This window comes from Paenibacillus sp. J31R98, assembly GCF_056269245.1.
Genome location: NZ_JBWDNO010000001.1, coordinates 1 through 26613, shown reverse-complemented (window position 1 = coordinate 26613; position 26613 = coordinate 1). Strand labels below are relative to the sequence as shown.

Sequence of the window (26613 nt, the reverse complement as noted above, 5' to 3'; positions counted from 1 at the left end):
GTCTATCCTTAAGAACTCGTGTTCACAAAAGTGTTGTTAAGCGGCAAACGCACTGTAAAAACAGTCTCCACATTCGGTTTGCAGCTCACTTCAATCGTTCCTTCATGGAGCTCTACAATCCGCTTCACGATGGATAGACCGAGCCCGTTCCCTTTGACCGCATAATCACGCGATTTGTCGACCTTGTAGAAAGGGGTAAAAATATGCGCAAGCTCCTCTTGCGGTATGCCTTTGCCGTGGTCACGAACCGTTACAACGGCCATTCCGTCATGCGCAGCAAGCGATATCGCAAGGACGCCGTTCTTCGCAAACTTGATGCTGTTGCTAATCAAATTATGCCACACTTGATCGAGACTATCCTCGTCGCCAAATATCGTAACGTCGTCCAGCGTCAGCTCAGGCGTAAGCCCGTTCGCATGCCACTGCGGCTCGCTTGCAATAATGATCCGCCGAATTTGCTCATCCAACCGGAAGTACTTTGGATGCGCGGGCTTCTTGTCATGTTCAAGCACGGACAGCCGAAGCAGATTGGCGCTAAGCCGGGATAGGCGCTGGCTCTCCTCTTCAATAATTTGGAGATAATGCTGACGCTGTTCCTCTTCCATCTTCTTCGTCCGCAGCGCTTTCGTGAACCCGGTTATTGACGTCAGCGGCGATTGAAACTCATGCGCGACGTTGTTGACGAAGTCCGTGCGCAGCTTGTCGAGCAGACGCAGCGAACCTGCCATCTCGTTGAAGCTCGCGGTAAGCAAGCCGATCTCATCCTTGCGCTTCGATTGCAGCCCGATCCGGAAGTCGCCCTGCGCCATCCGCTTCGTCGCACTCGTCAACCGCTGCACCGGTTTTACAATATAGCTGGAAGCGAGGACGATCATGATGCTGCCGAACGCAAGAACGCTTAACAGAATCGTAAACATGACTCTTCGAAACAAACCGAGCAGCTTGTCGAACTCCGGAGAGATGAAGAGCGCGTACGGCTTTTCACGATACTGAAAAGGTAATCCGGTTAACAAATGTACTGGGCCATGCTGCTTGCCGTCTGCTGACACCGTTCCGTGATATACTCCTCCGCTTATTACCTGCTGTACTTGCGCGGCTGTTATCGGCATCCTCTTGCTGCTTCCGCCGTCGTCGTCATAAGCAAGCGTCGTACCGTCCGTATCTACGATCTGGACTCGGTAGCCAGGCATCCTGACAGCAGCCTTGAACACTTCTATGCTGCCAGGCGGCAGCTTCTCGATAATTGTAATGATCTGCTTCCCGCTCGCGATCATCTGCTTGTCGCTAAGATCCTGCACTTGATCGCTATACAGCTTCGTCGCCACCATGAACGATAGAAACAAGCTGACAATAACGGCGATTATAAAAATAAAAACGGTCCGCACATAAAGCGACTTAATCATGCAGCACCTCCAGCCGATAGCCGAGACCTCGCAGCGTTACGATGCGGAAGGCAACCTCTTCTTCAGCGAACCTTTCCCGAAGCCGCTTTACATGAACGTCAACTGTCCGCTCATCCCCCTCATATTCGTAGCCCCATATGTGCTCAATAAGGGTCGCCCTTGTATACAGTTGGCCGGGATGGCTCGCAAGTTTGTATAGCAGCTCGAATTCCTTGAGCGGAATGGTCACGGCAGCGCCGGACTCTTTATAAACAACCTGATAGCTGGCACGATCGAGCACGAGCCTGCCAATCGCTACGGATTGCGTCGCTGTAATGCGGAAACGCCGCAGCAGCGCTTTCACCCGTACGACGAGCTCCATCGGATCGAACGGCTTCGTCATATAATCGTCGGTGCCCAGCTGAAACCCTTTGATTTTCTCCTCGGACTCGCCTTTTGCCGTAATCATTAGAATCGGCATATCGCTTGAAGCGCGAATTCGGCGGCACAGCTCCCAGCCGTCCATCTGCGGCATCATAATATCGAGAATGACCATATCAACCTGATGAGTGGAGATATAATTCCATGCTGCTTCACCATTCGCAAACTCAGCAATATCGAAGCCTTCGTCGTTCAAATAAAGCTTAACCAGCTCTCTAATGTGCGCTTCGTCATCAACAACTGCAATCTTCGCCATTTTTTACGCCCTCTTCGCATTTTGTCTGTTTTTTATACTTGCAACCTCTATCACAATATCTTATTATTACAAGATTGCTAGATGACTTGCTAGTATGAACATCATGTATAAGGTGAGGGAGGGGCCAATGAAACGCTTTGTGCCTTTAATCAGTATGCTTATATTTCCGGTGATGGGCTGGCTGTATGCAATGACGAATAAGCCAACCACCCAAGTATATAGCTTAGTGACCGATCTCGATCGGGCTATACCACTTGTCAAAATATTCGTGCTTCCATATTCCGTATGGATTTTTTATATTTATCTCTGTCTCATCTATTTCTTTCTTAAAGATCCCGCGGTCTATCGACGTACGCTTATCACGTATGTGGTCTGCGCATTGATCTGCTACGGCATCTATATGGTGTTCCAGACGACAGTGCCGCGCCCTGCCATCTCAGGAACGGACCCGTTCACGCGCTTGCTCAGTTATGTCTATGGCCGGGATTTGCCGTTCAACTGTTTCCCGAGCATCCACTGCTTCTCCAGTTATTTGGTGATGAAGGCTCTGTACACAAGCAAGTTCCGCGGCCGCATCAACCAGTTGCTAATCTACGGCATGTCGACTACGATTATTCTATCGACATTCTTCGTGAAGCAGCATGTCCTGTTCGATGCAATCGGCGGCATTCTGCTTGCAGATATCGTCTACCGCTTCGTATCGCGCGCAGACCGTGTATCTTCTTCGATGCGCAAAGCAAAGCCATTGCAGCGTGCAAATATGTAAGCAGTTGAATAGGGATTCGAACAACTTTGAAAAGCAGAGCCGTAACGGAACTGCTTTTTTTGTTGCCATTTATCCATTCCATGAGTAGGAGTGAATCCAGGTGAGCGTGAATCGTTCGGTTAAGGAGCAGTTCGAGCAGGATGGCTATTACATCATGAGGCAGTTGTTTACGGAGGAAGAGGTTCAGGCGTTTAAAGCAGAGTGCATGAGCATCGTGAAGGAGCATGACGCCGGACCCTCAGGCGTCCTCGTCGGGATGACCTTGCGGAGTCCGCTCTTCAAGCAAGCGACTGTGCAGCCTGCGCTTGTGGAAGCCCTGCGTGCAATCATCGGAGAGCATATCATCTTCTTAAGCGACAAAGTCGTATTGAAGAATGCAGCGACTGACTTTGGTTCCCCATGGCACCAAGACCATCCATATTGGGACGGCAGCCACAAGTTCTCTGTCTGGATCGCGCTTGACGATGCGGTGAAGAGCAACGGTTGCCTGCGGCTTGTTCCTGGCAGTCATCAACAGGGTACGGTGTCCCATGATGGCGAAGTGGCGGATGATATTGGCTTCATTAATCGGATTGACATGCAGCATATTACGGAGGAACGGATTCTTGATTTCGAAGCTCGCCAAGGTGACGCGGTTATCTTCCATGACCTGCTGTTCCATGCCTCTTATCCGAATGTGAGCGGCAAAGAGCGATGGGCGCTCATCACGACATACAAGGACGGATCGAAGGAAGACCCGGATTATGAATGGGCTGGTGCTGCGTTCGTTGTTTGCGGCGACAACGACGGCGGCAGTTAAGTGAAGAAGGTCCGATCACGCTACCTAGAAGGGTAGCTGTGAACGGACCTTTTGCGCTTTTTGCGATTGGTTCGCCTCGATTAAAGCGGCCTGCTCGTTGCAACGGTGATACATCTGAACTCTCGGTTATTCTCGCCATAATGAATAATGGCGCGGTCTCCTTCGCGCGCCGGCCTGCAGGCGCAGTAGAAGTGATATAGCGTGTCCTGCCAGTAAATGACTGATGATTTGTGAGCATGCGTCTCGTCGAGTTCGCCTTGCGAGCCATGGCTGATCCATGGCTCTGGGTAGACGGACCACTGCAGCAGATCGTCTTCTGAGACTGAGATGGCAAGCCCTCCTTGCGCATGGTGGCTGTCAAAACCAAACCCGAAGTTAATAAATTTGCCCAGCTCCCGGTCAAATTTCACGCATGGATCGCTGAAGAATTGGCTGTAATATGTGTTTGGTTGGATTGCGATTACCGGGTTGCTTGCGTGACGAGTCCAGTGGATCAGATCGGTCGAGGTCGCAATGCCTGTCTCCTCCGACCACGGCTCACCTGTGCATTTGGCATTATAGAACATGTAATACCGATTGTTCTGCTCGATAACGCAGCACTTATACAAGCCACCTCGTTCCCAAGACTCCCCGCTCTCGTAGGTGAAGATCGGCTCATCGAGCCGGTGCCATTGCAATAGCTCCTCATCCTCGCACCAAGCGAGCCCCATGACCGCGCCGCCAGCTTCATAGCCGACATCCGGGTACGAATGATAGACCATCCAATACTTGTCGTCGATCTTCTTCAGCCGCGGAATGGCGTCCAGCTCGTCCGACTCTAGCAGGATCCACGAACCTGCGGCACCAACGTGGTCCCAGCGCGAACTGCCTTGAAGGCGTTCAAGCATGATCCCCTTCGGCGTCCAATCTAGCAAATTGTCGCTGACCGCAAGCCCCGTCTGGTAGCCCGAGCCGTCAAAACCGATATACATCATATGAAATTGATCATGATGGTAGAATACGAATGGGCAATCGACCGCCCAGGAATCGAATTGTCCCGGCATTCCGGAGCCTTGAAGCACCGGTTGTCCCCATTTGTAAGGCGTTCTCAAATGCTCCACTTGCGCCCCAAATTGCATCGCTAACCACCTTCCATAAATTACAATCTCCTTACTTGTACACCCTGTGGTGATCGTTTGACAAGAGTTAATTTCTTTAAGTTGTCTACAATCGAGAAGTTCAAACTGCCGACTGCGCTAACGGTTGCCACGAACGCTATTCAGCCTCAAATCACTCTATTGAAATTGTAACGATTGTCAGCGACGTTATTCAGTCATATCTGCAGTGAATTGACTCGATTTGAGCCAAATAACCTCTCGGGCAACCGTTAGATTCTCCGAAGAGGTATTAAGGAGCAAATAAGCACAGTGACAACCGTTACGTTGCTAGGTTCCTCTTCTTCCACAAACAAACTAACTAACCATTTACGTTGACCAACTCGTCGGATTAATCGAACGTGGGATTGAACTGATATTTCATGCAAGAGGGATAATCAGTACCCTTCTTCTTCATTTGCACTGTCTATTTCTTGAATAGAACACAAAGAAACCGGCCGCATAGGCCGGTTTCTACCCTTCTTATTTCACCGCCGCGAATCGGACGACCAGAGAGTCGTCTACCTTCGCATGCTTACCCGATCGGACGAGCTTCACACCGCCTTGCTCCTCCACCGAATAATCGTCGCTCGCCGCGATTTCCCGCTCTGTCACGAATGCAATAACGTCCTGCGGCTGCGTGAGCCGGAAGCGGATCGCATCCTCCATCACTTCCGCAATCTCCGCGGTGGCGTACGCAATCTGCACATCGCCGTAGCTCACATGAAGCGGAAGCATGACGCCGTCCTTGCTAGCGATATGCAGCCGTTGTCCGCCTAGCAGCTTCTCCCCTTGCTCGAACAAGTGAAACTCCTTGTCGAAGCCGTCCAGGTTCAGCACATGCAGGAATCGCTCGCCATCAGCGTTCACGGTAGATGTCGTAAACAAGCCCATATCCTTATGATCATGCGTCAGACCGGCTTCCGCACCCAATCGCTCAAGCGCAGTCCGGAACAGCTGCACATCACAGCTGTTATACGCAGCTGCAACAACGATTGCGCGCCCCTTGCCTACTTGAGCGTCTACGCCGCAAACCACGCCGGAATCATACAAACGCATGATCACCTCATGCGTTCCCGGCTCCAGCTGCTGTGCAAAATGCGTATGCACTTCAGCGCGACCCGCTGCCCAGCCGCATGCCATGATGGACGGCCACGAATGCGGGCCGTTCACTACTGACCCGAACACGCGAATGCCGAGCGCGTCGCTCAAGATCGTACACGGCTTGCCTTCCATGTCATACTGAGGCACCTCGCCGTACAAGAGCAAACCGCCGCCTGCCGTCACATAGTCGGCAAGCTTCCGCTGAATGTCTGCGCTCAGGTAACGAGCGCATGGCAGTGCCAGCACCGGCGTCTGCTCCGGCAGAAGCGGCTTGTTCTGAATATCGACGGAGCCGAACCGGTAGCCGGCGAGCAGCATCGAACGGGCCATGATCTCCCAGCCGCCGCTGCTGCGATTCGCTTCGATATTCCGCACAATGTCCGTCATACGCTCGCTCTTCGGATAGCGGTATTCGGTCATGTAGTAGTCCGGGATGAACGCGAACGAGACAGCGTCCCGCTCTTCCTTCATGGCTGCGAGCTTCTCCTTCACCGCCATCATCGTATGAATGGCGCGCTTCATGCGAGGATACGTATAATTGAGCTCGCCTTCGGGGCTGATCGGCGCTGCGAAGCCATGGCGCTCCCCCGTAAAGGCGACTCGGTCATTGCCGTCGCCGAGCTTCTGATCCATCCGGTAGTTGATGCCGCCAGTGAGCAAATAGTAGTTGATCATCCGGTTGCCCTGCGCAATGCACATCCGGGTCTTGAAATCCGCTGCCGACACATCGTACCGTCCGCCGAAGTTGTTGCCATAATTGCCGTCGCCGCATTCGAATTCTAGCGAAGTGAGCGGCTGATCCGGCAAATGAACGGCGTCCATGAAGCCGTTAATTAAATAGAGATCCTGGAAGTTCCCCACAGTCAAGTCGCCAAAATAGATATCAGACCCTGACAAATAGCCCGGCGCCTGCGTATACGATTCGTACAGCTGGCTAATGCCGATCGGATACGTGAATCCGCGGCCGCCGCCCGTGCCGTGAATGTTCACGAAGAATGGCACGTCGCGAACGCCGAATTCCTCCGCGTAACCGCGAAGCTCAGCGACATAGCGGGCGAATCGATCTCGCATGTAGTAGCCGAGATCAAGCAGCAGCTCGGCCGAGTAGCTCTCCTGCGGAGAACGCAATGCGCCAAGCCGCACCTCATCATCATCCAGCTGGAACGGATAACGCTGCTCCATTACAGAGCTATCATACTTGCGGCCGAGCCATACCGCGAAGTCGGCAGCAACATGCTCCGTCAAGTCAGGACAGTTGCTGACCCACGAGAGCATCCCGATCTCATTATCGAGCTGCACGCCGATAATGTTCCCGCCAGCCGAACCATGCAAGCGCGGCGCCACAACCGCCATCACGGCTGCATACCAATTGCGCGAGGCTGCCAAGAAGCCCGGCGCCAAATAATCGAGCGTGCGCGTCGTTGCCGCAGCTCCGTCCCAGCCATGCGGGATCACTTCCGGATGCTTCTCGTACACCCAGAACGGGATGCCTTCGTTCTTCATCTCCGCCATAATGAATGGACCCGGACGAACGAAGAAGTACAGTCCGTTCTCGCGGCATAGATCAATGAAGCCGCCAAGATCAAGCTCCGGACGCGTATGCCCGTCCAGATCGAACTGTCCTTCCAGTGGCTCATGGCACAACCATGGCACATAGGAAGCAACCGCGTTACAGCCCGCATCCATCAGCTTATCAATGCGATCCTGCCACTCGCTCCGCTGCAGCCGGTAATAATGAACCTCGCCGCACATGATGAGCGTAGGCGTTCCGTCAATAATAATTTGCTTATCTCGAATTTCTATCATCTGTTTATATTCTCCTGACTGACGCTAGCCAACTAGCCAATCCAATAGCCGTCCTGTTCCTTTTTAGACAACCTATTAGCCGGCTAGTTGGCTCAAGCTGTATCTATAGTTTGATTGCTGATGATACGGAAGCTTCGATGACTTCTTCTGCTGTAACTTCCCGCTCCAACCGATCGGAGAGATAGATGCCTTCGCTTACTAGTATCGTCTGCAGCGCAATCTCTGCGGTTGGCAGAAGCTCGACGCGGCCTTGAAGAGCCGCAATCCAGTGCTCTTGCGACGAATCGTACGCATCGGTATTGTCGCGCAATTGATGCCAGCGGTAATTCGCATAGCCGAGATCGAACGTCGCATCCATATCCATGTCCGCTACTTGCGTATGATAGCTAAAAGGCACTTTGCCCTGACTGGTATGCCCCGGGAACCGTACACCGCCAACATTCCCAACGATGCTGCTTCCTTCAAAGCCGTTCAAATGAATCGCCCAAGCTTCGATAATATCGAGCGTCAGCCCGCCTTCGAAACGAACGAAGCCAACGCCGAGCTCTTCCACGTCGAAGCCGCTGATTTCTCTGCGCTTCTCGTCCATCTCTACTTCCTGATACGTCTTGCCGGTGATCGTCTTCACCTTCGGCAAATCCATCAAGTAGAGCAATTGCGAGATGCGATAAACGCCCATATCGAACAAAGCGCCGCCCGAAGCAGTAGCTTTGCGATTAAATTCCTTCGTTGCATAGCCATCGACATATGGACGGCCGCGTCTGCGGTGACCTGTGGAACGCGCGTGATACAGCTTGCCGAGCTTGCCTTCTTCGATCAGCATTTTCGCTGCCACCGTTTCAATCTGATAGATGAAGGCCAGCTGGATGTGCAGCTTCTTGCCGTATCGCTCCGCAGCATCGAGCATCGCCTTCCCGTCTGCATAGGAGCCGGCAATCGGCTTCTCGCAGTACACATGCTTGCCCGCTTCCAGTGCGGCAATCGTAATCGGCGCGTGCAGATTGTTATGCACGCAGACGTCAACGGCGTCGAGATCGTCACGCTGCAGCAGCTCGCGATAATTAGTATAGGTATGCGGCACGCCGAATTGCTCCGCCATCTTCTTCAGCTGCGTTTCATTGGTATCACAGAGCGCTACGACTTCCGCGCCTTCGATTTGCTCGTATTTCTCCAAATGATCCTTGCCGATTATCCCCGCGCCAATAATACCGATTCTAATTTTTTGCGCCGTCATCGTCCGCTACACCCCCAGCTTTTTTGCTTGCATAAGATTGTACGTATTGCGCGCTGTCGCGTATTGCCACGCCACTTGCGAATATTCGTTCTTCGACGAGTGATGCTCGATACCGAGATGGCCTTTGTAGCCGACTTCCTCCAGAAGCGCGATCTTCTCCTCACAATTCGGAATGACCCATGCCGCCAGATGCGTATGGAACGCATACTTCGCACAGAGTCGGTCGCCATTCTGCTTGTCCGAATCCCAGTTCTCGAAGTGCAGCAGGATGCCAAAATTCGGATGATCGACCGCTTCTACCAGCTTGCGGATGTTCTCCGGATCGCGCGATGTGCCCCAATGATTCTCCGGCCCAACCTTGAATCCATGCTCTTCGGCAATAACGCAATATTCCTTGTAACGCTTCACCGTATATTCGAACTGCTCGTCCGGCATATCCAGCGTGCGACCGCCCATATCAATCCGAACGGTCTGCGCACCAAGGATGGCCGCTGCACGCAGGTTGTCCAGCCCGTTCCGATAGAACTGCTCGCGCTTCTCCGGGTCTACATCCCACACTTCGGCTGCATCCACACACAGGTTGGCGACGTACATTTCCCTCTCATCCAGCGCTTCACGCAGCTTGCGCAAGTAGTCGTCTTCAAAGCTCTTAAACATCATGTTCCAAATATCTGCCGAATCCAGATGATACCGGTACTTGACCGTTTCGAAATAGCCAAAGAGGTCGATCTTGCCTTCGCTGTGCAAACCGTGAAACGAATAAGATGGAATGGAATATTTCATTGTACAATAGCCTCCCGTTTTATCGTTCTATAGTTGCTGCTCTTTCTCGCGAATCTCGCATAATGCCATACCGCGCTGGACATCAGGGTTCCTCATAAAATAGTTCCAAACGAGCCCGCTTCGGTAATTCTCGATCATGAGCAGCGTAATACCCTTGTCAATTCCAATAACATCCTCGGCAAAATACGGCGGCATCACGTCGAGATTGTAGCTGTCCTTGAAGCCGTACCGCCCCCACAGCTGCGGGAAATTCTCGTAATAATTGCGAAGCGCGCTCATCACTTCCTCCGGCATGAACACGATCGAGCCTGCCGCGCCCGCCGGCGGAACCGTGCCGTCCGGCAAATGCATGTCGTTAGCGCTGTTCAGCCCTGATGGCGCAGTGCCATATCTTCCGCTGTAGCCGCCCGGACCATCGCAGGCCGTTAACCCCCACGCATCCGGACCGAAGGTTCCGAACTCGGAAGAATGTGCCATGCAATAATCCCGATTCGCCTTCGTTGCGATGACCGAATTGTGCCACCAGTCCACATTGTCGCGGTCTACTTTCCCTCGCAGATCGAACCAGGCATGGGAGAATTGGAACGTGAACAGCGAGCCTAGCCACGTGTAGATGAATGGAGGGTTGTCCCCAAACGTGCCGTACTGGCGGCCGAAATCGTAGAACATGCTCGGATCGACCGGATGCGTGGGTGAAGCAGCAGCCAGGAAGTACATCATGAACTGTTCCGCATACAAATCCCAGCGAGCGAAGAAACCGCGCTCCGGCGCATATCCCATGTAGAACTGGTTGTATTCCGGGTTGCGATACCATTCCCAATTGACCCGTTCATAGAGTTGCTGTGCTTGCTGTTTAACATGGCAGCCAAAATACTCGCCTGCCGCGATAGCGCCGCACACTGCGATGGCGGTGTCGATGACGGATACTTCACAGTTATCATGGCGACGCGCTGTCTTCATGTTCAGAAAATGATAGAAGAATCCGTTCACTTGCTCCGCATGCTCAAGCAGCGTGTTCAGTGTGCCAAGCGCTCTCTCGTAGCCTTCCGCGCGGGAAACCCAGCCTCTCTCTACGCCGATCATCATCGCAGTCAAGCCGAAGCCGACAGATGCGACGCTGCACATCTCCGAATCGCCCGGAGCCCTGTCCACAATGAGTCCATAGCCGGGGCTATCCTTGTCCGTGTTAGCCTCTTCCCAGAAGAAGTAGAAGCAACGCTTGCTCTCTAAGTCAAGCAGTTGGTCATCCGTTAACGTCATAGTTGTATGCCTCCTTATATTAAAAAAGAACCCTTGCTGCATATGCCAGAGCCCGGAATTGCCCCCAAGAGGACAACTCCGAAACACCGGCATGGCTGCATGGATTCTTTGATAGTTTCTTTTGCGGGTCATATCCACGCATTTACTCTCCAACCAAATTTCCTTATTCCCCGGTAATACCGGTCTTGTCCACGACCTCAACGAATCGCTTCTGAGCGAACAGGTAGAGAACTAACAGCGGCAGTACGATAAGCAATGTACCCGCCATACGAATGGACTCGTTAATGTTCTGATGCTTGCCGCCAACCGCCGCTCCTCCGCCATACAGCTTCGAGAACGAATCGTTGAACGTTTTGAGCATCAGCGGAAGAGTCGTCATGCTATCTCCCAAGTACAGGGAAGTCAAGTACGTCTCATTCCAGTGCCATACCGTCGAGAAGAGCATAACGACAACGATCGCCGGTGTCGAGATCGGCAGAATGACCGTGAAGAAGGTACGGATAAAGCCCGCTCCATCCATCTGCGCCGCTTCCTCCAGCGATGTCGGAATCGTCCGGAAGAACTGCATGTAGATGAGGATGAACAATACCCCTTTGATGCCCTGACCGAAGATCGTCGGTATGATGAAAGGCAGCGGCGAGCCGAGCATATGGTAGTCGTTGAACATCAGATAGAGCGGAATCATAACGACTTGCGCCGGTACGATGAACGTAATCATCATCAGTCCGAATATGATCGACTTGCCCGGGAACCGGAACTTCGCGAGGCCGTAACCGACAATCGCGCAAGATACCGTCTGTCCGATCGCAGGCACGACGGAGTTGAGCACCGAATTCCAGAACGTATCCATATAGTTCAGAACATGCCATGCCTGGACGAAGTTCTCGAAGTACAGCTTCTGCGGAATCCAGAGCACTGTCGGGTCGAGCAAGTCGTTCAAGCTCTTAAAGCTCTGGGACACGAGATAGAGTATCGGATATAAATAGACGAAGCCGACACTGATGAGCAGCGCGTATACGAATAGCTTGAATACGAGTCCGTCATTGCCCTGTCTGCCGAACGCAATCCGCTTAATGCGGTTGTAGATCGCAAACAATGCCGTCTTCTGCAGCTTCATCTGCTGAAACTTCACCTTTTCCAGCTTAGCTGTTGGTTCCATTACGCCCGCCTCCTTCTCGGTCTCACATTAACGTCGTCGTTATTGCGGAACAACAGCAAGATGAGCAACAGGAAGACGAAGATGACGCCGAAGTAAATCCATGCGAGCGCTGTTGCATAACCGAAGCCTGTTGTCAGATTGAACATGTTGTCCTTAATCATTGTAATGACATCGCTGAACGAGTTCGTGAATAGATCCACTGTCGTATATATCATGTTGACCGCGATGAACGGCTTGATTGCCGGCAGCGTCACTTTCCAGAAGCTGACCCACGGCGACGCGCCGTCGATGGAAGCAGCCTCATACACTTGCCGGTTAACCTTCTGCAGACCCGCGAGGAAGATTAGAATTTGCACCCCGGAGAACCACAGAATAAGAATGAGCTGTTGAATCAGGCTGATGATTGGTGACGACCATGCCGGGCTCAAATTGTCTTTAATAATCTCAATAATGCCGTACTTCTCGACGAGCGGTATCGCTGTCGCGCCTTGGCTGAACAGCTCATTGACAACCTCGCCGCTCGTAATGACGACCGGCAGGAAGAAGATGGCGCGGAACAAGCCCTTCATCCGGATCGGCTGGTTAATAAGCAGCGCGACAAGCATCGAGAAGACGATAATGATCGGAATCATGCCGATCGCCGTCTTAATGAAGAGCAGCAGCTTCTCGACAAACTCCGGGTCGGACAGGAAAGCGTATTTGTAGTTATCGCCCTTGATGTACTCCGTCACAATGCCATCCGCACTAATCGTAACCCTGTGGAAGCTAAGGTAAGTCGAATAGTAAATCGGATATGCCATGAATAAGATGAAGCCGATTATCCAAGGCGACACCAGCGCGTAACCAGTGAGCGCTTCTCTCATCTTTTTGGTCATTTTCAAGCTTACTCACCTCCGATGATGACGAAGCTCTTCGCCTTGACGTTGACTCCGTTATAACTGTAATCATTCGATGTATAGTTCACAACGATCTTCACGCCGTTCGAATACGTGACCGCCGAGATGCCGTAATCCGGCACTTCGCGAGCTTCAATCGTCGCATCCTGCACATGGCGCAGCGCTTGATTCATCGCTTTGTACATTTCGGTCAGCGGCTGTTCGAGATCCGTATATTGCGTTGTGAGCAAGTCTACGGAAGGCGTGTCTCTCAGCTTCCAATACGGCTCATACGTGAGCAGATACGACGGATATTGTCCGTAGTCGATCATGCGCAGCGTATCCTCGCGCGGGCTGGAGGATGAATTAGACGGGTTAGCAAAGTAATCGATATATCCATGGAGCACCGTCTGCACGAATGGAACGGTGTCAGTCTCATACATGTACTGCGAAGAACCGTTCTCTACACCGAACATGGTATCTGCATACTTCCACAGGTAATCATTCGCTTGATAAATGGCCAGCTCATTCACGCTTTTCTTGAAGTTCTCGGCAAGCTGCCGATAGACATTCGCCGTCTGTTCGCGAGTAAATGGATGCTTCTTGTTGTAATCCGAGTTAAGCACGGTACCCGTCCAGTCAAGCGCTATCCCATCTACGCCAAGCTTCTTCATCGAAGCCGAATCTTTCTTCGCCAGCTCCAACGATTTGCCAGGGTTAATGTTCCTCGCGACAATATCATCGAAGAAGCTATCCGAACCCCAGCCGAAGTATGGGAATTCATTGATCTCGTTGTTCAGCGCGCGCACGGCATCTGAACGGAAATTAAGCAGATCCGAATTCTCGAAAGCGATCGAGTAATTGTTAGTCAGATAGAGCGGAATGCCTTTGCCAGCCAGATACTTCTGGAACTCTTTCAGACCAGAAGCGCCCCCTAGACTCGACTCTACCGGGAATTCTGCCGGTCGCTTGCCATTCCAGCCGCCTTTATTCCAGCCGTCCAGAACGGTCTTCATGTTCGTAATGCCGTCCTTCATCAGCTTATCTACAATCGTCTTCGACTGCTTGAAGGTCGTCATCGGAACAACTTGCGCGCCGAACGTGCTCGCTTCCGTTTCCCCGCCGAGCAGACGGAGCTGCAGAGGGATGTCCTCTTTGCTCTTCGCTTTAATCTCCTTCGACAGCTCGCCTCGGTCCTGCAGATAGCTGCGGTACGTCTTCGCCATTCCGATATAATCCGCATCTTGGCCGCCGAGGAACTCGTACCGAACTTGACGATCCGTCTTCAGCGGATCCTTCTGGAAGGTATTGTAGCCGCCCATCGATTTGCTCGTCGGCTGGAAGTAGCCGTAACGGATCTCGAACTTCGGCGACACCCAGTAGAAATCGGTGCTTAAACCGCTAGGGTACGCGACGATCTTCGCATTGTACCGGCCGTCCTCGACAATGCCGAGCACGCCATTCTGCTTCGTGCCATGCACGACGCCAAACACTGGAACCGATGATCGGCCTGTTGCCGAATCCATGCTGTCGGACGAATAGTCCGTGCCATAGATCTTCGCTACATAGGGCTCGTCAAACTGGATATGCGCTTTGGAGAAGCGGATCAGTGCTCCGCTCCGGTCCGGGATGAAGATGTAGCCCGGAATGTCCGCCTTATGCACGGCGCCAATGAACGGATACGGCTGGACAGAAGCCAGCTTCTCTGCTCCCTTCTCCCACATCGAGCTCTGTGGAATCTTGACGACGAGCGAATTGTTATCCAGCTTCACCTCAAGCGACAAGCCTGCGTTAATGGCGCCGAACGAAATATCGACGCGCATTCCTTGCTCAATCGGCTCGACCTTGTCGACTTTGCCGCCGAGAGACAGGTAGCTGCCGTTGCTCAGCATTTCATCCGCCGTATAATACTCGAGCAGCAGCGGCGACTTGATCGCCGTTTGCCACTCATCATTCAAATTGGCATTCGCCAAATCGGCATCCGCCGGCATGGACGACCAGACATACCCGGTCGCTTTGTTCTTCACCATAATCGCAAGCGACTTGCTAGCCATGTAGAGCTCCAGCCCATCCGACTCGCCGATCTTCTTATAGTCAGCCGAGATTGTGCGGCTCGCAATTGCGGCAGTCGCCTGCTCCGGCATCGTGTAATTGTTCGAACGATAAGGGAATACGCCTTCCTTCTTATTGAGAACGATTTTGCTCTGACCAAGAGTAGCCTGCGGCTCAACTGTCGCTCCATACGCGAATTGATATAACCCGAACGCCGCCACTGCACTAGCTGCGACCCATACAATACGTTTCTTGTTAGTGGACACGCAAATTCACCTCTTGGAATAACGAGTAAACAAATTCCCATACCTGGTTCGACAAGCCGAACAGAATGAACGCAACGAACGCCATAATGAGCATTCCGATCAGTGTGAGAACGATGTTCCGAACGGTTTCTTTAATTTCGTAGCCATGGATCTCTTTCACCATAATGAAGATGAGAATTGCGCTCCATATAATGACGAAATCATACGAATAGTTATAGATAACGCCTTCCATCAGCGTAAGCCCTCGTGACAGAATCGCCAGCGGGATCGCGAAGATGATGTACGGGGACAGAGCGTAGACCGTCCCTTTATAAATGTTCTTGAAGCTGCCCTCTCCGTCATTGATGACGCTGACGAGGTAGTTGGAGATGACCCATGCGAACAGCGGAATTATTAACTTCATCAGCTCTGTGACGAGATTGATCTGCAGCGGCTCCATCGAGGCAAACAGGAAGTTTGTCGTGTATAAGCTGAACAAGCGTACAGCGTACATCAGGACAAGCAGCAAGGTTGCAGATGCGACCGAAGCTTTGCCGTTATGCTCCAGCTCGTAATAGCCGTCAATTGGATGACGCAGCATACGGAATGGATGAAGCAGCTGAGCAGCGAAGCTCTGCCCTTTCACAGCTGTCCAGCCGCGAACGACCGGCGCGCCGAAGCTGAATCGGCGATTGGAGAAGCGCACTGCGGCGTACAGCACGATGACGCCAGCGAATACCAGAGCGACATCGACCGCATGATTCATAATCCAGATGCGGCGCAGCTCCCAATACGCATTGGAATATTCCGCTTTGTTCTTGGAGAACTCGAACTCAGCGAAAGCTTCCTTGTAATTGCCTTCCTTGAAATAAGCAAGACCAATACCGGTATGCGCGAGCGAGAACAAGCTGTTCTGACGCAGCACTTCATTCCACGGCTCGCGGCTCTGCACGTATTTGCCGTCCAGATATAGTCCGAGGGCTTGATGCACCAGCGCCGTGAAAGCCGTTTGTTTAAACACCTGCACGTTGCCGCGCTCACCGCTCAATACGAGCAGTCTGCCGTCGGATGTGACCGCGATGCCTGTTGGCGCACGCAGCAGACCGAGTCGTTGTTCGCCCGTATCGCTGCCGCTGAAGATGAACATCAGATTGCCGTCCCGATTGTACTCCAGGATGCGGCCTAACACGTTATCCACTGCAAAAATATTACCCATGCCATCGACCGTAACGTCCGCTATTTGATTGAACGACCATGTCCCGCCAAGCAAGTCCTTGCCGGCTACGTTCAGCTTCTTGATCGCGCCGCCGTTAATGCCGGTCGTGCTTGTATAGATAAGTCCTTCCGTATCAACGGCAATGTTCGTCGGCGAGATCGGCATCTCGCGCGTCATCTTGCTCAACTGCTGCTTCGTATAGAAGATACGCTGCAAGGTCTTGAGCAGGTTGAAGCCCGCGCGGTTACCGCCGAAGTAGCCAAGGAACTTGCCTTCCGGACTTAGCCGGACAAGACCTTGAACGAGACCTTCGCCGATAATGTAGATGCTGCCGCGTTTATCGACAATGACCTTCTGCGGCTTGAACGGCGTATCCTTGCCGTATAGCTTCGATTTCGGCTTGCCGATCGTAGATTTCAATTTGCCGTCTTTATCGAAGACAACAACGCTTTGCTTGCCATAGTCCGCGACGTAGATGTCATGCGATTCCGTGACGAATACGCCCTTCGGCTGCTTCAGCTGACCATCGCCGATGATACGGATGAAATTCCCCCAGGAATCCAGCATCACAATACGTCCATTATCTGTATCCGCGATATAGACGTTGTCTTCGTTATCTACATAGATGTCTTGCGGATTTCTAAGCTCGACCTTCCCTTTGCTTGCCGCTTCATTCTCGCCAAAGATGCTGTATCCATCGATTGCGCCTACAGGCGTGTAGGCGTTCTGCATCATGATGCCTTTGTCGCCATCAATTGTGAACGTGTTGTACGGAACGTCCGCATAAGCAGTTGAACAGCTAAGAAGCAGCGCAATCGCGGCGAGAAGTATGATGATTCGCTTGAATCTAAACATCGTTCTCCCCCTCACTTCAATCCGGAATGCGCCATCGTATCCATCACTTTGCTTTGCATGAAGATGAAGATGAGCAAGTTCGGTATAAACATCAGGAGCGCCGCCGCAGCAGCCATCCCTTGACCGGCAATGTTATTCTCCATCGCGGTCGTCGTCGTTAACGTACTCATGTAGAACGCGAACGTCTTCAGCGTCTCCTTGCTCATGAACAAGGTCGACGTTTCCGAGTTGTTCCATGCCAGCTGGAAGGCCAGAATGGATACCGTCGCGAGCGCAGGCATAATCATCGGAATGACAAGCTTGCGGAATACGTAGTAATCGTTCGCACCGTCTAATCGCGCTGCCTCGATGAGCGCATTCGGGATCTGGTCGACGAACTGCTTGACGAGGAATACGCCAACCGGCAGCGACAGCATCGGCAGAATGTGCCCGAGGAAGTTGTCAGTCAGTCCGAGCTTCTCGATAATCAAGTACCGCGGAATCGTAACCGCCGCCGGTACGAACATGAGCGCAATAATGTTGACTTCGAACACAACTTTCTTGAGCTTGAACTCTTTCTTCGAGAGCGCAAAGCCTGTCATGGAACAGAGCACGATCGACAGGAAGACAACCGCACCTGTCACAATGATGCTGTTGAACAGGTACTTCGTCTTCGGCACAGCCGCCACGTTGCTGACGCTGAACAGCTGAGCAAAGTTCCCCCAGGTCGGGTGATGAACAAACAGCTTCGGCGGATACAAGAACAGCTCGTCCACCGGCTTGAGCGCTTGTGAGAAAATAAATATAATCGGCAGAATCATAAATACCGAGAGCGTGATTAAGAATGCGAAAAACTTCCATTGTCCGAAGCTGAACCGATCCGGATTGATTTTATTGCCATGAAATGAAGCCATTCGTGCAGGTCACCTTCTCCCATTCATCTGATCCGCTGCCGGCCTAGTCGGAATCGCCGAACAATCGCCAGCACAGCTTGGAAAACCCGTAAACAATAATGAGCAGAACGACGGAAACCGCCGAAGCGTATCCCATATCGTAACGCAGGAAGCCGTAATCCTCGATGTGATTGATCATCAGCTGACCGGCATTTTGCGGTGTTGGGTTCGCCCCCGACAGCTGTACGCCGATCGCGCCAGCTTGGAAGGTACCAACGACAGCCATAACAGCGCCGAATAGCATTTGCGGCTTCATGCTCGGAATGGTGATATACCACACCTCTTGCAGACGTGTGCGAATACCGTCGATATAGCCAGCTTCGTACATCTCGCCGTTGATGTTCAGAATGCCGGCGAGCATAGCGAGGAAGCCAACGCCCATACTGTTCCAGAGCGATACGATGACCATGATCGGCATGAGATAATGCGGCGATTGCGTCCACTGAATCGGCTCATTAATGATTGCAAGGCTCATGAGAAAATGATTCAAATAGCCCGATGCGTTACCGCTGAAAATAACAAGCCACACAACCGCCATCGCTACCGCCGCCGTGAGCGACGGCGAGTAGATCGCCAGCGCGATTACCGTACGCGATTTGCGCGGAATTTGCGCCAGCAGCCACGCGAGCCAGAAGGATAGCAAGTATCCTCCCGGGCCGACAAGCAGCGCGAATTTCAGCGTATTCGGGAGCACGTACATCATAAACGCGTTATCTTGCGTGATGAGATTGACGAAGTTGGTTAACCCGATAAACTTCGGCGTCTGAATCGAGTTGAAATCGGTAAAGGACAAGTAAATCGCCGATACAACCGGCACGACGACAAGCAGTGTAAAGATAATAAGGAAAGGGCTGATAAACGCATATGCGCTTAGCTCATTTTTGATCGCTTTTACCGTAGCCGGCTTCATTTCTGCTCACCTTCTTTGGCCAATTCTTCCATGTTCGGCATGATCGGCACCTGCAGCGACTTCACAAACTTCCCATTCTTCAGATAGCCGAAGTCGGTCAGCTGCTTCTTAATCTCGCGGTTGCCGTTAATGACGGCGTCTTCCATCGCCCGCCGCGCATTGTAGCCGTCGAAGACGACTTTATTCCACGCATCGCTGATCTCCCGCTCGACCATGTAATCGCCGAAGTAACGCGGAATATCATAGAGCCATTTCCACTGCTCTTGAATGACTTCAATATCTTCCTTCGGCCAGGATAGCTGGCTGAATGCTTCAACATTGGCTGTATTCCACTTGTACGTCGGTCCGTAAATCGCCTCGAGATCGTTACCGAAGCGAACCTGCGTCTGTTCCGACGTCCACCATTGCAAGAACTGCCAAGTTTGATCTTTCTTCTTGCTGCTGTTGAACATAATTGCGGTAGCACCTGTTCCCGGAGCTGTCCGGTTCACGACGCCATCCTTGCCCTTCACGCCCGGATAAGGCGCGATCTTCCACCAGCCGGCGATTTCCGGCGCAGCGGCAGTCAATTGGATATAAGTCGTTGCATCCGCGATACCGATCGGCAAGCTGCCGTCGCGGAACTGGTTATAGAAGCTCGGAACCTGCAGCGGAACGCTGTAGACCGTAAACATGTCGGTCATTTCCTTCAGGCCATCAAGCGCTGCATCCTGGTCGATTGCCGTCTTGAGGCCATCGTCCGTATAGAGCGTGCCGCCGTGTTGATAAATGAACGGAACCGTATTGTTGTATGGCTTAAAGCCACCAGTTTGCGATAGCGGGAGATAGAAGTTCATCCCGTAGCGCTGCAGCTCCGGCAATATCTGTTTGACCTCATCCATCGTATCGGGAACCGGGATGTTCAGCGCATCGAGAATATCTTTGCGATAGAACAGCACCCAGAAGCTCTGTGTTTCCGGCAACGCATACAACTTCTTGTTGAATGTCACCGGCACGAGTGCGCCTTGGGAGAACCGATTCTTCACTTCGTCGAAGCCTTGGAATTGATTCATGTCTGCCAGCGCTCCACGCGCCGCAAGACGGAACGGGATATAGTTGCTGACGCCAAGCGCGGCATCAGGCGCATTGCCAGCAGCACTTGCCAGAACGAGCTTGCCTTCATCAGGCATAATCGACAAGGTTACTTTGATGCCCGTCTTCTTCGTAAACTCTTGGTTGACGAGCTGCTGCATCTGCATGACATTTTGCCGCGAACGGTTCACCCAGATCTGCAACGAACCTTTGTCATCAGCCGACACTTGCGAATAATCGGTCGTGAACGATTTGAAGAACGCAGAGATGCTATTCCACAACGATTTGAAGAAACCGACTTTCTCGTTTGGCAGCTTGCTGTCTTCGTAAATATAGAAGCGGTCTAGCTGAAGCGGCTGATCCGGCAGCTTCGTATTGATGACGCCGAGCGTCTGCAGAACGGATCCGGAGCCTTCCGACAGTCGGTTGAATTGGTATGGAATCTTGTCTGGGTCTTTGGCCAGCCGCTCTAATGTTTCCGCAGCAACGAGCAAATTGCTCGCTTGGTCCGGGTTGCCGCCCGCGAGAACCTTCAACGCATCGTATTGCTTGCGCAGCGTAGCCGCGAAGCTCTGCAACCTAGTCGCCACATCTGGCATTTGCTTCGAAATATCCCAGTCACGGTTCGTGTCCATCGTGTTGCCCGTCGCCATCTTGATTTCCAGCGCGAGCGTATTGATATCCCACATTACCTTGCGAATCTCTTCGACGACCGGTCCATATGGAGCAGCGTCAGCAGTGAGCGAAATCTCGTGCTCGCCCTCTGTAAGCTCGAACTGGTACGGCTTGCCTGACTTGTCCGACAGCACCTCGTTGCGCCAGTCTTCCGTATATTGGAACGCGTATTCGTTTACTTCCTGGAATGGCACTTTACCATCTATCATCAAAGACCGATAAACAGGCATGCTCGTCTTCCCTGTTTGCAAATACTTAAATGCCAATTGGTAGGATCCTGCTTTATCGACTTTCACTTTCCATGTCGCGCGTTGACCGCCCACTTGCCATGCTTGCTCATTCTCATCCGGGTTACCGCTCGTTGCAACTGTCTCGCCGCCGAGGGTATTCAGGGTTACTTTCCCGTTCCGATGAGGTACAACCGTCGCATCGCCGCTAGCAATCGAGCGAATAGATGGCTGAGACTTCGTCTCTGGATGCTCAGCTTCCACCGTAATCAGCGTCTTGCCCACCTTCGGCAAGTTGTGCTCCTGTTTGTACTGCTCATACTTCGGCAGAACTTCAGGCGCGGTGATGACGATGCGGCCGATAAGGGCAGCTTCCCGCAGATTATTGATTCTAATCGTGTTCATTCCTTGCTTCAGATGGAACCGCAGCGGTTCCGCGTTGAAATTACTTGCATCCGTAATCGGGGCCGTCTGCCACTGCCTGATCTGCTTCTGGCTTGCAGGCAAGTCATTGCCCAGGGCATCTTGATCGAACTTGTCGTTCTCGTCAGCCCATAGCTTCGAGAGCACGAATCGTCTTGCTTCAAAAAAAGGATAAATGCCGTTTACTTCTATTGCGCGTTCGATCGAAATGATCTTATCCGACGTCGAATAATAATCGAACTTGATTTGGTACAAAGCGTCTTGCGGCACGTTGATCTTCAGATCAATCGCTTGCAGGTCATCGTTCCATACGAATGCTGGCTCGTCATAGCCTTTCGAATCCGTTGCCAGTTCCGCTTTACCGCCTACTGCGGCGAATTGATTCGGGTGAATGACGATATCGCTGGACTGAGCGTCTTTGATACCTTTGTCATTCCAAGCCTTCAAGACGTCACGGTAAGAATCTTCCGTTACCTTCTTAACCGGAGTATCTTCTTCCTCGTCGTCAGCATCAGCATTCGCGTTATCTTTCTCTGTGTCTCCACCAGACGAAATATTGCCGCTCGTGCCTCCATCGCCTCCGAACAAGTTGCCAAGTACGTCGTCATTATCGTTCTTCTTATTATCAGGCGCTGTTCCCTCGGCAGCCGCTGTAACCGAACGACCCTCGAATGATACCGGCGTAATAGCGGCTGTCACGAGAGAGAGAAGCATCAGTATGGCCAACAATGGTTTGAATTTCATGATTTCACCCCAGTAGAACAATTTTTCCTCCTCTTCGCAGAGGAGGAAAAATTGTGATTACGTTCTTTATTTTGTAGCTTCGTCGATCTTCTTCATTGCGTTGTTGTAGTACTCCATCGATTTCTCTTGGAGTTCCGCAGCTACGTCTTCCGGTCTTGCTTCACCCTTCTGGAACTTCTCGTTGTACTTGTCTTTTACTTTGGAAGTGAAGTCAGCAAAGCCCGGTTGATACTTGAACGTTTCCAGTACGCCATTCGGAATCGATTTCACGATTTCTTTGATGCCTGGCGTTACGAAGTCTTGGTTGAGCCATGCATTCCATACGTCCGGATCGTTAACAAGCGGCATTGTTGCCAGTGGCGATTCGTCTTTAATACGAGCGAGCCAGCCGTCTTTGGAATACGTCATCCATTTGAGGAACTCAACAGCTTCCTTCTTATGCTTCGAGCTCTTCGTTACACCTGCATAGTCCGTAACAAGGCCAGCTTTTTGACCGTTAACGCCTGGCACAGGAAGGATATCCCAGTTAAATTTCAAGTTCTGCTTGTACCAAGTCAGGCTCCAAGTAGCGTCGAATACCATGCCGACTTTACCGATGTTGAAGCCGCTGATATCCTTGCCGTACCACTTGTCTCTTTCTTCTTTCTTGTAGCTTTGAAGTGAAGATTTGTCTTTGTAGCCGAAGTTGTTCGCCCAGTTCGTCGCTTCCGCCCAAGCCGGATCTGTGTAGTTGTATTGCTTGCTATCCCAGGTCGATGCGCCGAGTGCAGGATTAAAGTTTGGAATGAGCACATCGCCCATGCTCGCAGCGCCGTCGATTCCGAATTGATGCTCATTGTAGTTCGTCAGCTTCTTCGAGATGTCTTCCAGGTCGGACAGTTTCCAATCTGCTTTCGGCTCGGGAATATTCGCTTTTGCCAGCAAATCTTTGTTGATGTAGATCGCCCATGAGTAGAGACCATGTGGCAGGGCGTATTGCTTGCCGTTATATTTGCCTGTGTCTGCCAGACTGCCGTAAATCTTGTCCGGGCTGAAATCAGGATCTTGTTCCAAGTAAGGTGTCAAATCTTCAAGCCAGCCGCTGCCTACTGCAAGCGGTACATTGAACAGCCAAGTTACGTCAGGAAGCTTGTCCGCTGCAGCTGCTGCCGCCAACTTCTCATCCCATGGCCAATCCATTGCTTTATCAATTTCAACTTTAATATTCGGGTGTGTCGCTTCAAACGCTTTGATCCGTTTCATCTCTGCGCCGTTATCCGCTTTATCGCCCCATGTTGCGTACTTGATCGTTACCACTTCATCCGTTGCCGCAGGCTGATTAGTTGCAGCATCGTTGCTTGTATTCGCGTTCGTTGTTGCATCCGTGCTTGTGTTCGTGCTTGCATTTGCATTCGTTGCTGTTGAATTTGTCGAAGCATTATCCGTACTTGTATTTGTTGTGTTTGAATTCGAGTTGCCACCACCGCAACCCGCGAGTGTAAACGATAAAGCCAAGACCATTAAAAGTGACTTTTTCATCTTAGTTCTCCCCCAGATCATAGTCTGAAATTATTTCGCACACTTGAACTTGAATCATCAACAATCGACTACCTTGCTTCCCTGCGAAAATACTTCTCTCGAGCAACGCCTCCCTTCATAGAGTATGGCTGCATAAGTTGCTAGAATCGCTTGCATAAGTTGCTAGAATCGCTTCGCTAATCGTTAATCATTGAGGCTTTCTTTATACCCGCAAGAATCGCGGACGATAAGCTGCGTTGGCAGCAGAATCGAGTTGCCTTCGCGCTGCGCGCTGAACATTAATTGCGTCGCTATAGCGCCGACTTCGTATTTGGAGTGCCCAATCGTGGTAAGCGGCGGGTTGACGTAAGGCCCGATGTTAATATTGTCGAAGCCGACGACTGCAATGTCTTCCGGCACACGGAGGCCAATCTCGGACATCGCGCGAATCGACCCGATCGCCATCTCATCATTCGCTGAGAATATCGCGTCCGGCAGCTGACTTCCGGCCAGCATAACCTTCGCCGCTTGATAGCCTCCGACTTCCAAGCATCGTCCGAACATGCTGATCTTCTTCGGCACTGGCAAGCCATGCTCTTCAAGTGCTCTCTTATAGCCGTTATAGCGAAGCGAATTATCAAAAGAAGTGAGCGGCCCGCTCAGAAACTCGATATTCCGCCTGCCAAGCTTAATGAGATGCGTGACAGCGTCATAAGCGCCCTGCTCATACGTGATAAGCACGTTGTGCACATACTCGCCCTTGAGCTCCCGGTCCAGCACGACAATCGGGAAGGACTCCGATGCGACTTGGAGAATTAATTCATCGCTAATCGAGGAACCCATGATGATCGCGCCATCCACGAACTGCTCCACCATAAACCGGTGCGCGGAGCTGTTCTCTCCGCCATATGTACTGCACACAACCAGGTTGAACCCGTGTGAAGCAACGACCTCTTGTACGCCTTCAATGACTTGGCTGTAGAACGGTCCACCGAGATCGTACAGGAACAATCCGATCGTTTGCGTCTTCCTCTTCTTCAAATTGCGGGCGGCACCGCTTGGCCGGAAGCTCAATTCCTTCGCAGCCCGAAACACTTTACGCCGCGTCTCCTCGCTGATCTTCGGCGAGTTATTCATCGCATATGAGACAGTCGATACGGCAACGCCGGCGAGTTTTGCAACATCTTTTATCGTAGCAGCCATAAAGAACCATCCACTTTCTATCCGATAATTGAAACGTTTCAGTAATTAAGATGTAAATTTACCCCATATAAAGCGCATACATAACTCTCTAGCGCTTCAATTCTGATCATTTAGCTCAGAATTGTTGACTATTCTAGCAATGTCGAAACTAGTTAATAGAAACGTTTCACAAACACATAGTAGCATACTATTTTGGAAATGAAAAGGCTTACACGTATGAAAATAGGCTGTTTTCATAAATAAAATGAGAAATATTTTTTCGATAAAAAAGGAGGATTTCGAAACGATTCGATAGATTTGCTATATTTGCCTTATAGAGCCAGCGAAAATCAGGGTCAGCCCGCTGTTTGGTCAGTTTGGCTTTACACTAGCTTTATGGCTAACACTCGACTTCACACTCGTTTGATTACCTTGCTGCTCTTGCTGGCATCTCTAGCCACGCAAGGGTGGCAGCCAGGAGACCCGCACCCTCGGTTGCTAGCAGTAGCAACCTCCTCCTCTCGTTGAATATAGCTCTAACGAACCCTAGTATCGTTATTCGACTAAATTCTGACGATTTCAGAATCTAACGAATCTCAGAAACGTTATTTCGGTCAAAACGGCCTCATCCGGCAGCATATAAGACCAATAACGTTTGTGGAGTTCGTTAGAATTTCTAGAAGACAAAATTCTAACCAATAGGGTGTATACGATTCGTTAGCAGGATGGAAGAAGTGTGCGGGTGCGCGTATTGGTTGTGATGTCCTCTCACCTTCTCCTCATAGCCACCTTGAAGCCCCTCCCTCCCTCCCTCGTCGCTCAGTTCTAACGGGTCACAGAGGCGCTATTCGGCCGAAAACGAACTTTTCCGAACTCTAACGGATCACAGAGACGTTATTACGTGCAAAACAGCTGCTTCGGGCAGTAAATGAAGCAAATAACGTTTGTAGGATCCGTTAGAATTCCCAGAAGGCGATTTTTGGGGTAATAAGGCTTCTACGATCCGTTAGCATGATGTAACGAGTGTGAAGAAGAATGAGTAGTATGTTGGCCGCGTGCGATGTGTTGTGTGTGCGTTCTTGGATGCGCTGTTGGGCGCGGTGTCCTCTCACCTTCTCCTCATAGCCACCTTGAAGCTCCCTCCCTCCCTCGTCGCCCAGTTCTAACGGATCACAGAGGCGCTATTCGGCCGAAAACGAACGTTTTCAAACTCTAACGGATCACAGAGACGTTATTACGTGCAAAACAGCTGCTTCGGGCAGTAAATGAAGCAAATAACGTTTGTAGGATCCGTTAGAATTCCCAGAGGGCGATTTTTGGAGTAATAAGGTTGCTACGATCCGTTAGCGGATTGAAACGAGTGTGCAGAAGAATGCGTAGTGTGTTGGCTGCAGGCGATGTGTTGTGTGTACGTTCTTGGATGCGCTGTTGGGTGCGGTGTCCTCTCACCTTCTCCTCATAGCCACCTTGAAGCCCCCTCCCTCCCTCGTCGCCCAGTTCTAACGGATCACAGAGGCGCTATTCGGCCGAAAACGAACGTTTTCAAACTCTAACGGATCACAGAGACGTTATTACGTGCAAAACAG

18 protein-coding genes are annotated in these 26613 nt (G+C 51.6%); 2 read left to right on the top strand and 16 right to left on the bottom strand.

Annotated features, from left to right (window positions below; all coding sequences use genetic code 11):
* Window positions 1-8: 8 nt before the first annotated feature.
* Together AC0YNX_RS00090 and AC0YNX_RS00085 are read right to left on the bottom strand one after the other, a co-directional pair.
* On the bottom strand, window positions 9-1403 hold the full coding sequence (locus AC0YNX_RS00090; protein ID WP_475813624.1) for a sensor histidine kinase: 1395 nt from the start codon (window positions 1401-1403) through the stop codon (window positions 9-11).
* Window positions 1396-2079: a response regulator transcription factor gene (locus AC0YNX_RS00085; protein ID WP_475813623.1), complete on the bottom strand. Its 684-nt coding sequence runs from the start codon at window positions 2077-2079 to the stop codon at window positions 1396-1398. Before AC0YNX_RS00085 ends, AC0YNX_RS00090 begins: the two co-directional genes overlap by 8 nt.
* A 127-nt stretch (window positions 2080-2206) precedes the next feature.
* Here AC0YNX_RS00085 and AC0YNX_RS00080 point away from each other — a divergent pair, with 127 nt between their 5' ends.
* Window positions 2207-2845, top strand: a complete 639-nt coding sequence (locus AC0YNX_RS00080) for a phosphatase PAP2 family protein (protein ID WP_475813622.1) — start codon at window positions 2207-2209, stop codon at window positions 2843-2845.
* Between the two features lie 100 nt (window positions 2846-2945).
* A complete protein-coding gene (locus tag AC0YNX_RS00075; protein WP_475813621.1) occupies window positions 2946-3644 on the top strand; it encodes a phytanoyl-CoA dioxygenase family protein in 699 nt (232 codons plus the stop codon).
* An 80-nt stretch (window positions 3645-3724) separates the two neighbouring features.
* On the opposite strand, the gene AC0YNX_RS00070 is transcribed toward AC0YNX_RS00075, so the two are convergent.
* From AC0YNX_RS00070 to AC0YNX_RS00005, 14 genes are all read right to left on the bottom strand, one after another.
* Window positions 3725-4762 carry a hypothetical protein gene (locus AC0YNX_RS00070; RefSeq protein WP_475813620.1) on the bottom strand — a complete coding sequence of 346 codons (1038 nt, stop codon included), beginning with the start codon at window positions 4760-4762 and terminating at the stop codon, window positions 3725-3727.
* 498 nt (window positions 4763-5260) lie between these two features.
* Window positions 5261-7687 carry a beta-galactosidase gene (locus tag AC0YNX_RS00065; RefSeq protein WP_475813619.1) on the bottom strand — a complete coding sequence of 809 codons (2427 nt, stop codon included), beginning with the start codon at window positions 7685-7687 and terminating at the stop codon, window positions 5261-5263.
* 103 nt (window positions 7688-7790) lie between these two features.
* On the bottom strand, window positions 7791-8921 hold the full coding sequence (locus AC0YNX_RS00060) for a Gfo/Idh/MocA family protein (RefSeq protein WP_475813618.1): 1131 nt from the start codon (window positions 8919-8921) through the stop codon (window positions 7791-7793).
* A gap of 6 nt (window positions 8922-8927) precedes the next feature.
* Window positions 8928-9704: a sugar phosphate isomerase/epimerase family protein gene (locus tag AC0YNX_RS00055; RefSeq protein WP_475813617.1), complete on the bottom strand. Its 777-nt coding sequence runs from the start codon at window positions 9702-9704 to the stop codon at window positions 8928-8930.
* A gap of 27 nt (window positions 9705-9731) precedes the next feature.
* On the bottom strand, window positions 9732-10964 hold the full coding sequence (locus tag AC0YNX_RS00050; RefSeq protein WP_475813616.1) for a glucoamylase family protein: 1233 nt from the start codon (window positions 10962-10964) through the stop codon (window positions 9732-9734).
* Window positions 10965-11127: 163 nt separating this feature from the next.
* Window positions 11128-12123: a carbohydrate ABC transporter permease gene (locus AC0YNX_RS00045; protein ID WP_475813615.1), complete on the bottom strand. Its 996-nt coding sequence runs from the start codon at window positions 12121-12123 to the stop codon at window positions 11128-11130.
* Entirely contained in the window at window positions 12123-12998 is an 876-nt protein-coding gene (locus tag AC0YNX_RS00040) for a carbohydrate ABC transporter permease (protein ID WP_475815139.1), read from the bottom strand. The genes AC0YNX_RS00045 and AC0YNX_RS00040 overlap by 1 nt, the downstream gene beginning before the upstream one ends.
* Window positions 12999-13006: 8 nt before the next feature.
* Window positions 13007-15316: a DUF5696 domain-containing protein gene (locus AC0YNX_RS00035; RefSeq protein ID WP_475813614.1), complete on the bottom strand. Its 2310-nt coding sequence runs from the start codon at window positions 15314-15316 to the stop codon at window positions 13007-13009.
* A complete protein-coding gene (locus AC0YNX_RS00030) occupies window positions 15306-17366 on the bottom strand; it encodes a YIP1 family protein (RefSeq protein WP_475813613.1) in 2061 nt (686 codons plus the stop codon). Before AC0YNX_RS00030 ends, AC0YNX_RS00035 begins: the two co-directional genes overlap by 11 nt.
* 11 nt (window positions 17367-17377) lie before the next feature.
* Window positions 17378-18259: a carbohydrate ABC transporter permease gene (locus AC0YNX_RS00025; RefSeq protein ID WP_475813612.1), complete on the bottom strand. Its 882-nt coding sequence runs from the start codon at window positions 18257-18259 to the stop codon at window positions 17378-17380.
* A 43-nt stretch (window positions 18260-18302) separates the two neighbouring features.
* Window positions 18303-19208 carry a carbohydrate ABC transporter permease gene (locus AC0YNX_RS00020; protein ID WP_475813611.1) on the bottom strand — a complete coding sequence of 302 codons (906 nt, stop codon included), beginning with the start codon at window positions 19206-19208 and terminating at the stop codon, window positions 18303-18305.
* Entirely contained in the window at window positions 19205-22348 is a 3144-nt protein-coding gene (locus AC0YNX_RS00015; protein WP_475813610.1) for an extracellular solute-binding protein, read from the bottom strand. Before AC0YNX_RS00015 ends, AC0YNX_RS00020 begins: the two co-directional genes overlap by 4 nt.
* A gap of 66 nt (window positions 22349-22414) precedes the next feature.
* Window positions 22415-23866 carry an extracellular solute-binding protein gene (locus AC0YNX_RS00010; protein WP_475813609.1) on the bottom strand — a complete coding sequence of 484 codons (1452 nt, stop codon included), beginning with the start codon at window positions 23864-23866 and terminating at the stop codon, window positions 22415-22417.
* 183 nt (window positions 23867-24049) lie between these two features.
* Window positions 24050-25048 carry a LacI family DNA-binding transcriptional regulator gene (locus AC0YNX_RS00005; RefSeq protein WP_475813608.1) on the bottom strand — a complete coding sequence of 333 codons (999 nt, stop codon included), beginning with the start codon at window positions 25046-25048 and terminating at the stop codon, window positions 24050-24052.
* Between the last annotated feature and the right edge of the window lie 1565 nt (window positions 25049-26613).

What these genes read in the sequence shown, in the direction of transcription:
- AC0YNX_RS00090 (WP_475813624.1), bottom strand. Translation starts at nt 1,403, where the DNA reads ATGATTAAGTCGCTTTATGTGCGGACCGTTTTTATTTTTATAATCGCC.
- AC0YNX_RS00085 (WP_475813623.1), bottom strand. Translation starts at nt 2,079, where the DNA reads ATGGCGAAGATTGCAGTTGTTGATGACGAAGCGCACATTAGAGAGCTG.
- AC0YNX_RS00080 (WP_475813622.1), top strand. Translation starts at nt 2,207, where the DNA reads ATGAAACGCTTTGTGCCTTTAATCAGTATGCTTATATTTCCGGTGATG.
- AC0YNX_RS00070 (WP_475813620.1), bottom strand. Translation starts at nt 4,762, where the DNA reads ATGCAATTTGGGGCGCAAGTGGAGCATTTGAGAACGCCTTACAAATGG.
- AC0YNX_RS00065 (WP_475813619.1), bottom strand. Translation starts at nt 7,687, where the DNA reads ATGATAGAAATTCGAGATAAGCAAATTATTATTGACGGAACGCCTACG.
- AC0YNX_RS00060 (WP_475813618.1), bottom strand. Translation starts at nt 8,921, where the DNA reads ATGACGGCGCAAAAAATTAGAATCGGTATTATTGGCGCGGGGATAATC.
- AC0YNX_RS00055 (WP_475813617.1), bottom strand. Translation starts at nt 9,704, where the DNA reads ATGAAATATTCCATTCCATCTTATTCGTTTCACGGTTTGCACAGCGAA.
- AC0YNX_RS00050 (WP_475813616.1), bottom strand. Translation starts at nt 10,964, where the DNA reads ATGACGTTAACGGATGACCAACTGCTTGACTTAGAGAGCAAGCGTTGC.
- AC0YNX_RS00045 (WP_475813615.1), bottom strand. Translation starts at nt 12,123, where the DNA reads ATGGAACCAACAGCTAAGCTGGAAAAGGTGAAGTTTCAGCAGATGAAG.
- AC0YNX_RS00040 (WP_475815139.1), bottom strand. Translation starts at nt 12,998, where the DNA reads ATGACCAAAAAGATGAGAGAAGCGCTCACTGGTTACGCGCTGGTGTCG.
- AC0YNX_RS00030 (WP_475813613.1), bottom strand. Translation starts at nt 17,366, where the DNA reads ATGTTTAGATTCAAGCGAATCATCATACTTCTCGCCGCGATTGCGCTG.
- AC0YNX_RS00025 (WP_475813612.1), bottom strand. Translation starts at nt 18,259, where the DNA reads ATGGCTTCATTTCATGGCAATAAAATCAATCCGGATCGGTTCAGCTTC.
- AC0YNX_RS00020 (WP_475813611.1), bottom strand. Translation starts at nt 19,208, where the DNA reads ATGAAGCCGGCTACGGTAAAAGCGATCAAAAATGAGCTAAGCGCATAT.
- AC0YNX_RS00015 (WP_475813610.1), bottom strand. Translation starts at nt 22,348, where the DNA reads ATGAAATTCAAACCATTGTTGGCCATACTGATGCTTCTCTCTCTCGTG.
- AC0YNX_RS00010 (WP_475813609.1), bottom strand. Translation starts at nt 23,866, where the DNA reads ATGAAAAAGTCACTTTTAATGGTCTTGGCTTTATCGTTTACACTCGCG.
- AC0YNX_RS00005 (WP_475813608.1), bottom strand. Translation starts at nt 25,048, where the DNA reads ATGGCTGCTACGATAAAAGATGTTGCAAAACTCGCCGGCGTTGCCGTA.